Annotated in this window: 15 protein-coding genes; 13 read left to right on the top strand and 2 right to left on the bottom strand. The window is 39.1% G+C overall.

From position 1 onward, the window contains the following. Window positions 1–34 precede the first annotated feature (34 nt). The 12 genes from E8Q33_RS01405 (at window position 35) to E8Q33_RS01350 (ending at window position 10582) form a co-directional block, all read left to right on the top strand. Window positions 35–874, top strand: a complete 840-nt coding sequence (locus E8Q33_RS01405) for an alpha-1,2-fucosyltransferase (protein WP_211116062.1) — start codon at window positions 35–37, stop codon at window positions 872–874. Continuing rightward, window positions 871–1815 carry an NAD-dependent epimerase/dehydratase family protein gene (locus tag E8Q33_RS01400; protein WP_136552315.1) on the top strand — a complete coding sequence of 315 codons (945 nt, stop codon included), beginning with the start codon at window positions 871–873 and terminating at the stop codon, window positions 1813–1815. The genes E8Q33_RS01405 and E8Q33_RS01400 overlap by 4 nt, the downstream gene beginning before the upstream one ends. Continuing rightward, a complete protein-coding gene (locus E8Q33_RS01395) occupies window positions 1791–2582 on the top strand; it encodes a glycosyltransferase family A protein (protein ID WP_136552313.1) in 792 nt (263 codons plus the stop codon). The genes E8Q33_RS01400 and E8Q33_RS01395 overlap by 25 nt, the downstream gene beginning before the upstream one ends. Before the next feature lie 207 nt (window positions 2583–2789). Further along, window positions 2790–4085 carry a hypothetical protein gene (locus tag E8Q33_RS01390; RefSeq protein WP_136552312.1) on the top strand — a complete coding sequence of 432 codons (1296 nt, stop codon included), beginning with the start codon at window positions 2790–2792 and terminating at the stop codon, window positions 4083–4085. After that, entirely contained in the window at window positions 4069–4866 is a 798-nt protein-coding gene (locus E8Q33_RS01385) for a glycosyltransferase family 2 protein (protein ID WP_136552310.1), read from the top strand. Before E8Q33_RS01390 ends, E8Q33_RS01385 begins: the two co-directional genes overlap by 17 nt. 191 nt (window positions 4867–5057) lie before the next feature. Continuing rightward, complete coding sequence (locus tag E8Q33_RS01380) at window positions 5058–5816, top strand: glycosyltransferase family 2 protein (protein WP_136552308.1); 759 nt, start codon at window positions 5058–5060, stop codon at window positions 5814–5816. A 13-nt stretch (window positions 5817–5829) separates the two neighbouring features. Continuing rightward, the gene (locus E8Q33_RS01375) at window positions 5830–6555 is read left to right on the top strand and encodes an acyltransferase (RefSeq protein ID WP_136552306.1); all 726 of its coding nucleotides are present in this window, start codon (window positions 5830–5832) and stop codon (window positions 6553–6555) included. An 18-nt stretch (window positions 6556–6573) separates the two neighbouring features. Next, the gene (locus E8Q33_RS01370; RefSeq protein WP_136552304.1) at window positions 6574–6930 is read left to right on the top strand and encodes a hypothetical protein; all 357 of its coding nucleotides are present in this window, start codon (window positions 6574–6576) and stop codon (window positions 6928–6930) included. Next, window positions 6920–8443 carry a phosphomannomutase CpsG gene (locus E8Q33_RS01365; protein ID WP_136552302.1) on the top strand — a complete coding sequence of 508 codons (1524 nt, stop codon included), beginning with the start codon at window positions 6920–6922 and terminating at the stop codon, window positions 8441–8443. The genes E8Q33_RS01370 and E8Q33_RS01365 overlap by 11 nt, the downstream gene beginning before the upstream one ends. After that, on the top strand, window positions 8443–9417 hold the full coding sequence (locus E8Q33_RS01360) for an SDR family oxidoreductase (RefSeq protein WP_136552301.1): 975 nt from the start codon (window positions 8443–8445) through the stop codon (window positions 9415–9417). The genes E8Q33_RS01365 and E8Q33_RS01360 overlap by 1 nt, the downstream gene beginning before the upstream one ends. A 12-nt stretch (window positions 9418–9429) precedes the next feature. Further along, window positions 9430–9999 carry a sugar transferase gene (locus tag E8Q33_RS01355; RefSeq protein WP_136552299.1) on the top strand — a complete coding sequence of 190 codons (570 nt, stop codon included), beginning with the start codon at window positions 9430–9432 and terminating at the stop codon, window positions 9997–9999. A gap of 316 nt (window positions 10000–10315) precedes the next feature. Further along, complete coding sequence (locus E8Q33_RS01350; protein ID WP_136552297.1) at window positions 10316–10582, top strand: ComEA family DNA-binding protein; 267 nt, start codon at window positions 10316–10318, stop codon at window positions 10580–10582. A gap of 60 nt (window positions 10583–10642) precedes the next feature. Here the strand turns inward: E8Q33_RS01350 and glnD are convergent, their stop codons facing one another. Both glnD and map read right to left on the bottom strand, forming a co-directional pair. Beyond that, window positions 10643–13279, bottom strand: a complete 2637-nt coding sequence (gene glnD, locus E8Q33_RS01345) for a [protein-PII] uridylyltransferase (RefSeq protein WP_136552295.1) — start codon at window positions 13277–13279, stop codon at window positions 10643–10645. Window positions 13280–13291: 12 nt separating this feature from the next. Continuing rightward, window positions 13292–14059 (bottom strand): type I methionyl aminopeptidase, encoded by a 768-nt coding sequence (gene map / locus E8Q33_RS01340; protein WP_136552293.1) that lies wholly within the window; start codon window positions 14057–14059, stop codon window positions 13292–13294. Window positions 14060–14321: 262 nt separating this feature from the next. On the opposite strand from map, the gene rpsB reads away from it, so the two are divergent. Continuing rightward, window positions 14322–15074 (top strand): 30S ribosomal protein S2, encoded by a 753-nt coding sequence (gene rpsB, locus E8Q33_RS01335; protein ID WP_069296404.1) that lies wholly within the window; start codon window positions 14322–14324, stop codon window positions 15072–15074. The last annotated feature ends 13 nt before the right edge of the window (window positions 15075–15087 follow it).

The following is a 15087-nucleotide window of genomic DNA, read 5'->3' as shown; positions in this document are numbered from 1 at the left end:
TATTACTCATATAATCGGTGGTTTAGGAAACCAGATGTTTCAATATGCAACTGCCCGTGCAGTGGCTGAAAACATGGATGAAACATTGCTGTTAGACGTATCCGGTTTTTCAAATTATAAGCTGCATAACGGATTTGAGTTATCGTGCGTTTTTGCTGGCCCGAAAGAAATAGCAACAAAAGACGATTTACAGCAAGTGCTTGGGTGGCAATCTAAACCCATAATTAAAAGATTTTTATTTCGTAACGAGTTTTCATGGTTAAGAAGTAAACAATTCGTAATAGAGCCACACTTTCAATATTGGGACGGTATCGAGGGGATTCCAAGCAATGCTTATTTATCAGGGTATTGGCAATCAGAGAAATATTTTAAATCGATTGAGTCCGTAATTCGTGAAGATTTCAAATTTAAACAGCCCATGTCAGCAGAAAATAGAAAAATAGCGGAAGAAATAGTAAAAAATAATGCAGTTAGCTTACATATAAGACGTGGTGATTATGTTAAAGATGCTGCTACGCTCGTGACCCATGGACTATGTTCTTTAGAGTATTATCATGCGGCGATCCAACTCATTTCCGAGCAAGTAGAGCGGCCCAAGTTTTTCATTTTTTCTGATGATATTGAATGGGTAAAAGGTAATTTAAAGATAGATTTCCCCACCCACTTTATTGATCATAACCACGGCCCTGAAAGTTATAACGATATGCGTTTAATGAGCCTATGCAAACATAACATTATTGCAAATAGTTCTTTTAGTTGGTGGGGGGCCTGGTTGAATCAAAGCCAAACTAAGATAGTTGTTGCGCCCAAACGCTGGTTTAACAAGCAAACTGACACTAACGATCTCATCCCAGCGAAATGGATTAAGTTATGAGTCAAATGTCTCAAACAAAAACTTTGGTTATAGGCGGGGCGGGTTTTATAGGTTCATATCTGGTACCAGAATTAATCAATTCGGGAAGGACTGTGACTGTATTGGGCAGGAAAAAACTACCTCGTTATTTATTGCCTGAACGTGCAAAGTACGTCCAAGGCGACTTTTCCGATCTCGAGTTAATTTGTAATTTATTAGATAAGCATCAAGAAGTTATCCACTTAGCATATGCAACTGTGCCAAATACTTCATTTGATGACCCATTGTCAGATTTATTACAAAATTTACCACCTTCTGTCCAATTATTTAAAGAGATGGCGGATAGGGGCATAAAGCTTATATTGGTAAGTTCCGGAGGTACAGTATATGGGGAAGCCAGACAACTACCTATCGATGAAACACATCAAACCAAACCCATATCGCCATATGGTGTAACAAAATTAACCCTTGAAAATTACGCTTATTTATATGCGGCTACTCATGGACTGAAATTTGTATGTGTCAGACCAGCTAATGCATATGGTATTGGTCAATATCCATTTACTGGACAGGGCTTTATTGCAACGGCAATTGCTTCTGTATTAGCTCATAACCCAATTAAAATATTTGGCCAGCGTGGAACTGTCAGGGACTACATTTATGTTTCGGATCTCGCCTCTGGAATTGTGAGCGCTTTAGAACATGGCAGACTATCTGAGCTTTACAATCTAGGATCAGGAGTGGGTTTAAGTAATCTGGATGTAATTGAATTATTCACTCCTATATTAAAAAACATTGGATTATCAGTGCATATTGAAAATCTTCCAGAGCGCTCTTTTGACGTGCAAAGTAATGTGCTTGATTCATCAAAGCTGCAAAAACATACTGGTTGGAATAAAAAAGTGAACTTTACAGACGGAATTGATACCACTTTTGAGTGGATAAAAGAACTGCAAAAATGATTGGAAACGATGAACAACAGTATGGACGCCCCCTTCTCTCCGTCATTTTGCCAGTTTATAACGGTGAAAAATATTTAGTGGAGGCAATAGAGTCTGTTTTATTACAGACCTATACTAATTTTGAATTAATAATTATTAACGATGCTTCCACAGATGGATCGTTAAAAATTCTAGAAAGCTATTTACAGCGTGATTCTAGAATTCATGTTATTTCACGCGAAAATCGTGGTTTACCAGCTACCTTAAATGAAGCAGTAGAGAATTCTCAAGGTAAATATATCGTGAGGATGGATCAAGATGATATCTGTCATCCTGATAGATTTTTAATTCAAATGGAGTTTCTTTTAAATCATTCGGACGTTGTTGCCGTTGGTAGTGCGGCTATATATATCGACCAAGATGGAAGAATGATTTGTACTTACTTTCCTGACACGGAAGATAAAGTTTTACGTGAAAAATTCCCTGACTCTCCCTTCGTTCATCCTTCCGTGATGTTCTCAAAAGAGGCTTTTTACAATTCTGGCAAATATACAGAAAAAATGAGGTGGGGAGGGGAGGATGTCACATTATTTGAACGTATGTCCAGGATTGGCAAACTTCATAATTTAAATGTGCCTTTAATCTATTACAGACTTATACCTGGTTCTATGAGTCGTAAACCAGCGGTATTCAGAAACCTACTGAGCAAAATCATTGAAGATGAAATTGCAGGAATTAATGTTAGTGAAGAAAGGTTAAAAGAATTACAGCTTGAAGCAAAAAAATAGATAAATCAAAGGCGATTTTTGATTACCATTTTGAGGTTGCCAAACTTTATATTTGGAGTGGTAGAAATCGTATAAAAGCATTTCAACATTTAAATAAGTGCATATTTTTAAAAGATAAAACCATAAAGGTTTTAATTTTATATTTAGTGGCAATATTACCAAAATCAGTCATAACTAAAGTTTACTTTAAGATCAAGGGACGAAGATTTGCTTAAAGAAAAAATAATATTTAGTCAAACTGAATATTCTTTATCATTATGTTTGGTTGTCATATCTACATGGTTACTTTATCCATACGCAATAAGTTGGATTTTTCCCGTAACAGTTAGAATTATTGTTTTAACTTTATTGTGTGTATCAGCTTTAGTGTTAATAATTAAACCATTTAAAAAAAGCCCATATCAATTTAATAGTGGTCTAACTTTAATAGCATTTATCTATGCATTGTATTCTCTCAATGTCATAGTGGGCCCATTCACAGTTCATAACTATACCAATAGTTGGGTATTATTAAGCTACATTGTCAAGTTATTTTTCTTTATATATTTATTAAAAAATTTAACAATTAAATCAACAACAATACTTTTTAATATTTACTCAAATTTAACGGTTTTTTTGACTGTTATCGGGCTTGTAAGTATCGTCGGGGTTTACTTTGGTTGGTTAGATTTTTATCAAATATCGATTACAGAAGGGCTTGAATTAAAAAGAGTCATTAACATCAATTTTGGTGGGTTTTTATATGCAGTTGTCCCTCAAGTTGGTTTGTATCGTCTTCAGTCCTTTTCAATCGAGCCTGCCGCTTATGCAATGGCAGCATCAGTTGCACTTTATTGGTTGATTCTGACACAGAAAAGTTTTTATAAAGCATTGATTGTTGCTTGTGGAATTTCTGCATCCTGGTCTGCTGGCGTGGTGCTAGGCATGTTAATTATATTATTATTATTGCTTAATAATAAAGTTATAGGTAAAACAGAAAAATATAAACTTATTTTTGTTTTTTTATTATGTATAGTCCCGCAATTTATAATAACTACAACTATAAGTTCAATGACAAGCTCACCAATCGTTCAGAATAAAGGTGATTCTTTCTCACAGCGGGTTACTGAAGCTAAGGAAGTATTTGAGTATTTATATGAAAACCCTTATGGAACTGGTATTGGAGGAGCTAAAAAATTATTAAATAATTCGATATCTATAGGCTACGTCGATGTCTTTGCTGATTCCGGTGTGATTGGTGGGCTATTGTATCTGATATCTTTCATTCTTTTAGGGGCGCTAACGACCTGGGTGATATTAGGTATTTATAAAAAAATGATATTAGTAGATAGAGATTTTTCGCGAATTTTAATTGCGACAGCTTGTATGGTATTAATGGTTATTTTTATGGGATTACAGAGAGAAAAGCCTGATATAAGCTATTGGCACTTTTGGATCCTTGCGAGTTTTATTTTTATGTATTCAATTTTTAACTTGCAGGTGAAAAATGACAGCCAAAGTTAGTGTAATCATTCCTTGTTACTGTTGTAGTAAAACGATTGAGCGAGCAGTGGTTTCAGTTGTCAATCAAACCATCAGGCCATATGAATTAATCTTAGTAAATGATGCCAGCACAGACAATACTATTAATGTAATTATGCGGCTTAAAAGTCAATATGGTGGCTGGATTAAAATTGTTGATCTTCAAAAAAATGTTGGTGCTGCAACGGCACGTAATAAAGGCTGGTCTTTTGCTACCCAACCGTATATTGCTTTTTTAGATTCTGATGATGCTTGGCACAATAGAAAAATTGAGATCCAATACCAATACATGATTAATAACCCGGATATTGCCATGAGTGGCCATTTATTCCGGGACATGTCATATAATGCAATTGATAGCTTAAATTGGCCTGTTGAACTGACTTCTGAAAAAAAAATTACTTGGTCTCAAATTTTAGTAAGAAATCCGTTCGTAACTCCTTCGGTGATGTTAAAACGTGACATCCCTTTTCGTTTTTTTGAAGGAAAGCGTCACTTAGATGATCATCTTCTTTGGATTGAAATAATTTATGCAGATTTATTGACCATTAAGTTAAACACTGACTTGGCCGCAGTATATAAACCAATGTATGGGGCATCTGGACTAAGTTCGAATATGTGGCTGATGGAGAAAGCAGAACTTTTTAATTACAAATACCTTTACCATAAGAAAAAGATTAAGTTTTACCAGTATGCTCTTTTGCAATGTTTTTCTTTAGCTAAGTTTTTTAGACGGTTATTGATTGTGCACTTATTTAGGTAATTGTTTATATGCTGTTTATCAGAGTACGTTAATAATCTGAGATATTTATTAGTCTCATTTAAAAAGTAATGTTTTTTATTCAAATAAACTGGTAAGTAATTTTAGTTAATATCTAAACACAGTAGTATGGTTATGATCATAAAATTTTTTATGATCATAAGTCTGTCCGCAAAAATAAAGAAACAAGATAAATGTCTCAGTCAATCAGTATTTCTATTGTCAGTCATGGCCAAGCAGAACTCGTTAAACAGCTTTTGGCTGATTTGGATGGGTTGGTCAACAAAACTGTAATAAAAGAAATCATTCTTACATTGAATATGCCAGAAGAAGCAGAATTTACAGTCGCAAATTTGCCTATTCAAATCATTTACAATAGTTTCCCCAAAGGCTTTTCCTCAAATCACAATACTGCATTCGATCGGTCAACTGGAGATTATTTTTGTGTTCTTAATCCGGATATACGTTTGGTTGATAATCCTTTTTTAGTGTTGTTAGAAAATATTCAAGAATTAAAGCTTGGTATGATTGCGCCAATGATAGTTGATTCAAAGGGGCATCCCGAAGACAGTGTTCGAAAGTTTCCAACAGTTGGACGATTAATAAAACGTCTCATTAATGGTAAACATGATACTTATTCTTTTTTCAAAAAAGATGAAGTGTTTTACCCTGACTGGGTCGGTGGAATGTTTATGTTATTTGATAGAAAAGCCTATCAGGCAGTAAAAGGTTTTGATCAAGGTTATTTTCTTTATTATGAGGATGTAGATATCTGTGTGAGGTTATGGCAAAAAGACTTTCCTATTGCCGTATTACCACAAACACAGGTGATCCATCAGGCCCAAAGACAGAGCCATAAGCAGTTAAAATATTTACGTTGGCACCTTGTAAGTATGCTTCGTTTTTTTATCAAGCACACTGGTCGTTTGCCTAAAACCCTCACGCGAAATTAGGAAGGTGCTTTCAATGGATTTAGCTAAAGCAAGGCAAACTAATGCGAGATCGGTCTATCGAGTAAATATACCGAAAAACAATAACCTTGATCTTTTACGTTTCAGTTTTGCTTTTGTTGTTTTTCTAGTACATGCCTATCATTTATCTGATGTCGCGAGTCTTTCGTTATTTGACACTTTATTTTCAGCAAAAATGGCTGTTGAGTGCTTTTTTGTAGTGAGCGGATTTTTAATCTTTATGAGCTACGAGCATTCCAGTAGCTTGAATCGATACTTCGAAAAGCGAGTCCGACGGATATATCCAGCCTATTTTTCCGTGGTAGTGATTTGTGCCATATTTGGCTCGTTACTAAGCACTTACAGTTATTCAGAGTATTTTCTCAGTTCTGAGCTTTACCGTTACCTAATTGCTAATTTGGTGTTCTTGAATTTTATTCAACCAGATCTGCCAGGAGTGTTTTCAGAAAATTCATTAGCTGCTGTGAATGGCGCGCTGTGGACCCTTAAAATCGAAGTCATGTTTTATTTAAGTGTGCCGATCTTTGTTTGGCTGTTTCGTAAGATTGGTCTGTGGCAGGGACTGACACTTTTATATTTTGCATCCTTTATTTATAGCTTTTGCATGCAACTACTTATTAACAAGCATGGTGGTATTTTTATTGAATTACAAAGGCAGCTTCCTGGTCAGCTGATGTTTTTTATTGCTGGAGGAGCTCTGTATTATTCATTTGATTTTTAAAAAAACGCGACTCTGCTTTTGCTAATTGCCATAACAGCTTATGTCTTTGAGAGTCTGTTTCAAACTGGTCTTTTATATGCTGCGGCATTAGCCATCTGTGTAGTGTATTTTGGTTTTGTTTTCAAATACCTCGGTAATTTCGGTAAATATGGCGATTTTTCTTATGGTATTTATATTCTGCACTTTCCAATACTACAAACCTTTATTGCCTATCAACTGTTTACTGTATCGCCTATTTTAGCGATGCTTGTCACAATTATTGCGGTTCTATTCGCAGCTTATGTTATGTGGCATGGGGTTGAAAAAAAGTTGCTAAATAAATCTTCGTATTACCTGACGTCATTAGACGAACCAAGGAACAAATATGGTTACTGAAAATACACTAAAATGTTTTAAAGCCTACGATATTCGCGGCAAGTTGGGAGAAGAGCTTAACCCGGATGTAGCCTATCGAATTGGGCATGCTTATGCGAAACATCTCAATGCAAAAAAAGTGGTTGTCGGCGGAGATATCAGGCACACCAGTGAGCCGCTTAAGTTGGCTTTGGCTCAGGGCTTGATGGATGCTGGATCTGAGGTTATAGATATTGGAATGGTTGGCACAGAAGAAATTTATTTTGCGTCATTTTATCTGGATGTTGATGGCGGTATTGAAGTAACAGCTAGCCATAATCCGATGGACTACAACGGCATGAAGCTGGTTGGTCGAGGTGCCTTACCGATAAGTGGTGACAGTGGCTTGAATGATATTCGTGATTTGGCTGAGAAGTTAGTTTCACCTTTTGGTCAAGCTGCTGCTGTACCAACATCTGACGCCAAGACGATAAACAGTAAAAAAATGGACTACAGCTTTCATTGGGACGAGCAGGACAGTTCAGAAGTTATTACTACTAGTGAAGCTGCTTCATCGTCTGAAGAGTCTCCGCTTGAAGAATTGCCGAACAAAGCACTTTATCATCAACAATCCATTTTGGATCCATATGTTGAGCATCTACTGACCTATATTAACCTGACAAAACTCAACCCATTAAAACTGGTTGTGAATGCGGGTAATGGTGCGGCCGGACATGTCATCGATGCGATTGAAAACCAGTTTAAATCCGCTAACGTGCCGGTTGAATTTATTAAAGTACATCACGAGGCCGATGGCAGTTTTCCGAATGGTATTCCCAATCCATTGTTACCGGAAAATCGGGCAGCAACTGCTGATGCAGTTATCAGTAATAAGGCCGATATGGGAATTGCCTGGGACGGGGATTTTGACCGGTGTTTTCTTTTTGATGAAAATGGCCGGTTTATTGAGGGCTATTACATTGTCGGGTTATTGGCTGAAGCCTTTTTGCTCAAGTCACCAGGTGAAAAAATCATTCATGATCCCCGACTGACATGGAATACCATCGATCAGGTTGAAGTTGCGGGTGGCAAACCTATTCAATCCAAAACCGGCCATGCCTTTATCAAAGAGCGTATGCGTCTTGAAAATGCGGTTTATGGTGGTGAAATGAGCGCTCACCATTATTTCCGGGATTTTGCCTACTGTGATAGCGGCATGATTCCATGGTTGCTGGTAGCTGAATTAATCAGCGTAGCAGGTAAGCCTTTATCTGAACTGGTCAATGAGCGTATGGCGAAATATCCATGCAGTGGTGAAATCAACTATCGAGTAGCAGACGTCAGTGTCATTCTCGATAAAATTCTGAAACATTTTTCTACAGAAAACCCAGTGATTGATAGAACTGACGGAATCAGCCTAGAATTTCCTCAGTGGCGATTTAATCTCCGTTCTTCCAACACAGAACCACTTTTACGTCTGAATGTTGAATCTCGGGCTGATGAAGCGTTGATGAAAGCCAAAGTGGCCGAAATTGAAAAGATCATTCAGAGCTGATGCGAATCTTTGTTACTGGTGCGACAGGATTTGTCGGAAAAGCTTTAGTGACTCAATTCGTTGCTGAAGGCCATCATGTCGTTGCGGCAGTTCGAGAGTATTCGAAAGTATTACCGACTAAAGTTGAGCAAAAACGGGTAGGTGATTTTGGCTTTCTGAGTGAATCAAATACTATCATCAATGTTCTTGATAATATTGATATGGTTATTCATACAGCAGCACGTGTTCATATCATGAAAGATAGTTCGGCTGATCCCATAGAAGAATTTCGGAAAATAAATGTATACGCCACTGTGGAACTTGCCCAGCAAGCGGCCAGGGCAGGGGTAAAAAGGTTCATTTATCTAAGCTCGATTAAAGTTAACGGCGAATCAACAGATAATCGACAGCCTTTTAGTGAAACAGATGATCCCGCTCCTGAAGATGCCTATGGACAATCAAAGCTTGAAGCAGAAAAATTATTATTGGATCTAGCTAAGACTACATCCATGGAAGTTGTGATTATTCGGCCACCACTCATCTATGGTCCGGGTGTGAAAGCTAACTTCGCCAGTATGATTAAAATCATTAATAAAGGTATACCTCTTCCTTTTGGTGCTATTTCCAATCAACGATCCATGTTGGCTATTGATAATCTAGTGAGCTTTATAAGACTCTGCATGACGCACCCTGCAGCAACTAATCAGGTTTTTCTGATTGCTGATGGGGAAGATGTTTCTACAACGACATTGTTGAGACGGTTAGCTGAAGCGTATATGCGTCCACCAAGACTAATACCTGTTCCCCTATCTTGGATGAATTTTTTTGCCAGACTTATTGGCAAACAGATGATCACTGATCGTTTGTTTGGCAATTTGCAGATCGATACTAGTAAAGCCCGAGAGTTATTAGGGTGGAAGCCAGTGATCACCATGAAACAACAACTTAACAAAATGGCTGAGTTAAATAGAAATTCTTCCTTTCAAAAACACTAACACGAGTATTTCATGACCCAAGTAGTTATCCGTTTACTGGATATTGTTTTTTCTATGGTTGGATTATTGATTGGTTTGCCAATTTTATTAGTTCTGATCGTTGTTGGTTGGTTCGATACTGGCTCGCCCATTTTTCGTCAGCAACGGGTAGGTCGCTATCAAAGGCCTTTTACATTGGTCAAATTTCGCACCATGCAGAAAGATACTGCCCATGTCGCCAGTCATCTGGCAAATGCATCATCAATTACTTCCTTTGGGCGTTTTCTTCGCAGAACCAAGCTAGATGAATTGCCTCAATTATGGAATGTGTTGAAAGGTGAAATGAGTTTGGTTGGTCCAAGACCATGTTTGTTCAATCAAATTGAATTGATTGAGGAGCGAGATACAAGAGGTGTATTTAAAGTAAGACCAGGTATCACCGGTTTAGCTCAAGTAAATGATATAGATATGTCGACGCCAGAATTACTGGCAAAAACAGATGCTCAGATGATTCAGAACATGAGTGTCATGTATTATCTAAGTCTTATCCTTCAGACGGTTTCAGGGAAAGGGACGGGCGATAGAGTTGGAAAAAATCACTAGCAATGGTCATGAACTGGCTTATAACTCGTAGTCATTAATTTGATCGTCAAAATATTAAGTAAGCCCATTGTAGGTTTCATTTCATTACGAAGAGCGAATCGCAACTAATTTGTTAGCAAACATAAGAATGGACTTTCTTAACGAAAACCATTTGCACTGCAATTTTTCATGTGAACCACATCTCAAAATTGGACAGGATTATTTCCTATTTAATATTTTTGCCAATTTCCCCTATGGAATAAATCTAACAAATTATTTTATTCTTTGATTGCAGCTCGGATGAGCTGAATTCAATTAATACAAGGAGCATGGAAAGATGTTTAAGAAATGGATTATTTCTTTATTGTTGGCGTTTTCACTATCTTCATTCGCTGCATTTGCAGCAGATAAAATCAATATCAATACAGCATCAGCTGATGAGTTACAGTTGCTGAATGGTGTGGGACCATCTACTGCCAATGCTATCGTGCAATATCGTGAGCAAAATGGCGCTTTTGCCAGTGTCGAAGAGCTGGTGAATGTTAAAGGCGTTGGTGAAAAGAAGGTGGCTGGTTTAGCAGAGCAGGTAACGGTATCTGACTGAACTATAGTTATTAAGATTGAAGAAGGTGAGGCTAAATACCTCACCTTTTTTTATGTGAGTTTAAAAAGCGACAGATGTAGAGACAACCGATTCCGCTTGTATCACCAGCTTGTCTTTCAGGTCTTCATTCAGGTTTTGCTTTTCTGCTTCAGTTAAAGCATGGTCATCGCTGTTGGTAATGAAAAATACGTCTTCCACCTGATCCCCCAAAGTCACCATTTTGGCATTTATAACTTGAATCTGATGCGTTAGAAAAACTTGTGCGACGGCAGAGAGTAATCCTGGCCGATCGTGGGTATATAACTCCATAACGGTATGGTCTAGCTGTGAGTTGGTCGAAAAATTTATAACGGGTTCAGTTTTAAACAATTTGGAAATACGCGGCATTAGTTGCGGTTTGTACCCAGAGGTCAGCTCTTCACGGGCAAGTTGTTTGTTTAGCGCACTAATGATGTCTTCGTAGCGTTGTTGAGCCCCATTCAGGATAAAGGTATTTAGTGCTTTTCCGTCACTGCTGATATTGATTTTTGCATCCAGAATATTCAACTGCAATTGTTCCAGGCAGGCGGTCATAGCGGCAAACAAGCCACAACGATCATTTGCGAAAATAAATAATTCGAGGGTGTGTTGATCATTATGTTGGCGTACCAGAATCAGTGGTTCTTGATCGGGTTTTTCTAAGCGACCATTGCTCTGCCAGACGATTTCATCAACTGTGTGTCGCAGAAAATAATCCAGATCGTATTCATGCCATAAAGTTGTAATTTTTTCATCAGCCCAGCCCATTTCAACCAGCTTATCCAGAGCAAGCTGGTATTTTTTGAGACTCTTTTCCTGGGTGTTTTTGGCTTGGACTTCTGTGTGTTCAAGCCATTGATAGGTACTGTGATACAACTGTTTGAGCAGTGAATCACGCCAGCCATTCCACAAGTTATTGTTGGTTGCCCGAATATCCGCGACGGTTAACAGATATAAATGATTTAAGCGATTGACGCTGCCGACCAGTGCAGCAAAGTCCTGAATAACTTCGGGATCTTCCAGATCTTTCTTTTGGGCAGTAGAGGACATCGCTAAATGATGACGAACCAGAAAGGTGACTAAGCTGGTGTCGTAATCACTCAAATTATGCTGAGTACAAAATTGTTCTGCGTCCTGCACCCCCAAAATACTGTGATCCCCACCACGCCCTTTGGCAATATCGTGATAAATACCGGCAATGTAGAGTAATTCGGGTTTAGGCAGTTGATGAAATACTTCGGAGCATAATGGAAATTCATCTTTGAATTCGGGGCAGGAAAAACGCCGTAAATTACGCACCAGAAACAAGGTATGTTCATCGACTGTATAAGCGTGAAATAGATCATGCTGCATCTGGCCAACAATTCTGCCAAATTCTGGCAAGTAAGCACCTAATACACCGAGCTGATTCATCCTGCGAAATTCATGGGTCACGCCTTTAGGTTGACGAATGATTTCCATAAACAAGCTGCGATTTTTGATATCAGCACGAAAGCGTTCATCGATTAAATGCAGATGCGCATGGATCTGACGGATGGTCGAGGTGCGAATACCTTTAATATGTGGATTTTGTTGCAGGATTAAAAACACTTCCAGCAATGCATAGGGATAGTAAGCAAACATACCGGAATTGATGGTTTCCAGATAGCCGTTATGCGATTGGAAGCGACGGTTTATCGGTTCAATATCCCGTGGCTCGTCAGCCAGAATGATATTTTCTTCAAACAGCTGCAACAGCAAGGCATTCATCTGACTTACCGCACGAACTGTCCGGTAATAATCTTTCATGAAATGCTCAACGGCCATCCGGCTGTTGGTTTCAACGTAACCTAACTGTTTCGCCAGTTCACGTTGATGATCAATCATCATTTTTTCTTGTTTTCGGCCGACCAGATGATGCAATGCAAAACGTACCCGCCATAGAAAGCGGCGTGATTGCTGCAGAATGTCGAACTCACTTTCTGCAAGAAAACCTTTTGATTTAAGACCTTGCAGGTTACGAACATCAAAGTGTTGTTGGGCCACCCAATTAATGACCTGAATATCTCGCAGCCCGCCGGGTGATTCTTTGAGATTGGGTTCAAGATTATTGCCGGTATCGTTGTATTTATGATGGCGCTGGATTTGCTCTTGTTTTTTACGCTCGTAAAAAAGCCGGTTATCCCAGGTTTTGTTAGAAACCGTCAATTGTTGCAGCTGCTCAAACAAGATTTTATTACCGGATAAAAACCGTGCTTCCAGTAGATTGGTGGCAATAGTGATGTCATCTTCGGCTTGCTGACGGCATTCACTAATGGTGCGAACACTGTGACCTATCTCCAGGCCAATATCCCATAGTTGAGTCAGAAAAGTTGATAATTCAGCTGGTGGTGTTTCGGCTACTGAATCATCTAATAAAACCAGTAAATCGATATCAGAGTGGGGATGTAATTCGCCGCGACCATAACCACCCACAGCGATCAAACTGACCGTGGTTTCCGACGCCAGATTTTTTTGCCATAAAAATTGCAGCACTTCATCGACAAAATGCGATTGTTGATGAACCAGCCAATCAATATCAGCTTGGTCTTCAAAAAAGCATTTTTTTAAATGCTGTGAGGCTTGGGCGAGAATATCTCGACAGCCAATTGCATTATCTGTCTGGCCAAATTCCCAAACAGATTGTGCAGAAATTGCCATTATTGGAGGCTCCTATGAGCGTTCTTCATCCCGAAGGGTTAAGATTTCATGACCGTCTTCTGTCACCAGAATAGTGTGTTCCCATTGTGCGGACAAAGAACGATCTTTGGTAACCACGGTCCATCCATCGGGCAACTGTCTGACATGGCGTTTACCGGCATTAATCATCGGTTCGATAGTAAAAGTCATGCCAGCTTGTAAAGTCATTCCGGTATCTGGCGAACCATAATGTAAAACCTGAGGTTCTTCATGAAACACCTGACCGATACCATGCCCGCAATATTCTCTGACAACCGAAAAATTCTCTCTCTCTGCGTGCTGTTGAATAGCATGACCAATATCACCTAATTTGATGCCCGGCTTGACCATATCAATTCCGATCAACATACATTCACGGGCGACTTTAGATAGACGTTGAGCCAGAATAGAGGTTTTGCCTATATGAAACATTTTGCTGGTATCACCGTGATAACCATCTTTGATAACAGTGATGTCGATATTTATGATATCGCCGTCTTTGAGTTTTTTATCTCCGGGAATACCATGGCAAATCACATGGTTGACCGAGGTACAAATAGACTTTGGAAAACCGTGATAATTCAGCGGGGCAGGAATGGCCTTTTGCTCGTTAACAATATAATCATGGCAAATGGTATTTAGTTCATCGGTAGTAATGCCCGCAACCACATGTGGTTCGATCATGGTCAAAACATCCGCGGCAAGTTTGCCTGCCACACGCATTTTTTCAATTTCTTCGGCTGTTTTAATGGTCACGCCCATGCCAGATCCTGATTGCTGTTAACGGTAAAAAGACAAGACATAGTTTGCCGTAAAAACCAGTCAACTGCCAGCTAAGTGGCGGAATCAAAGCGATATAGTGATGGTGCTTTGTTTTAGTTGCTAACTGTGGAATAATATGCGCGCCTTAGCAAAGGCAAAATCACACACGTGCCGACACAGTTTTCGGGGTGCTGTCTGAAAATTCAGATCAGTCGATAGCTGGGGTACGTGGAGGTTTAACCCCATATATATAGGTATAAAAATGGCTAAAATTACAATGCGCCAAATGCTTGAAGCTGGCGTTCACTTCGGTCACCAAACACGTTACTGGAACCCAAAAATGGGTCCTTTCATCTTTGGTAAACGTAACAATATTCATATCGTGAACTTAGAGCACAGTCTGCCTATGTTCAACGACGCACTCAACTACGTCAGCAAACTGGCTTCAAAAAAAGGCCGTATTCTGTTCGTTGGCACCAAGCGTGCTGCGCAGGATGCTATCCGTGAAGATGCTGAACGTTGTGGCATGCCTTACGTCAACCGTCGCTGGTTAGGCGGCATGCTGACAAACTATCAAACCGTTCGCCAATCAATCAAACGTCTTGAAGCAATTCAAGCAATGATTGAATCAGGTAAAACTGAAGGTTTGAAAAAGAAAGAAGTGCTTAACCTGTCTCGCGAACAAGAGAAACTGGAAAAAAGCATCGGTGGTATCAAGAAAATGGGTAACCTGCCGGATGCTTTATTTGTAATCGACGTTGATCATGAACGCATCGCGATTCAAGAAGCCAACAAACTTGGCATTCCAGTAATCGCAGTTGTTGATACCAACAGTAATCCTGATGGTGTTGATTACGTTATTCCTGGCAACGACGATTCAATGCGCGCTATCCGCCTGTATACAGCAAACATTGCTGATACCATTCTGGAAGGCCGTGCATCTGTCACCACCGCTGATGCTGGTGATGAGTTTGTTGAAGTTGCGCAAGAAAATGCTCCAGCTGCAGCTGAATAAGCTCGGCTAATGA

The organism is Methylophaga sp. SB9B, from assembly GCF_004832235.1.
Taxonomy (GTDB): domain Bacteria; phylum Pseudomonadota; class Gammaproteobacteria; order Nitrosococcales; family Methylophagaceae; genus Methylophaga; species Methylophaga muralis.
Note: the sequence above shows the minus strand (reverse complement) of the source record. Positions and strands in the feature narration are given on the sequence as shown.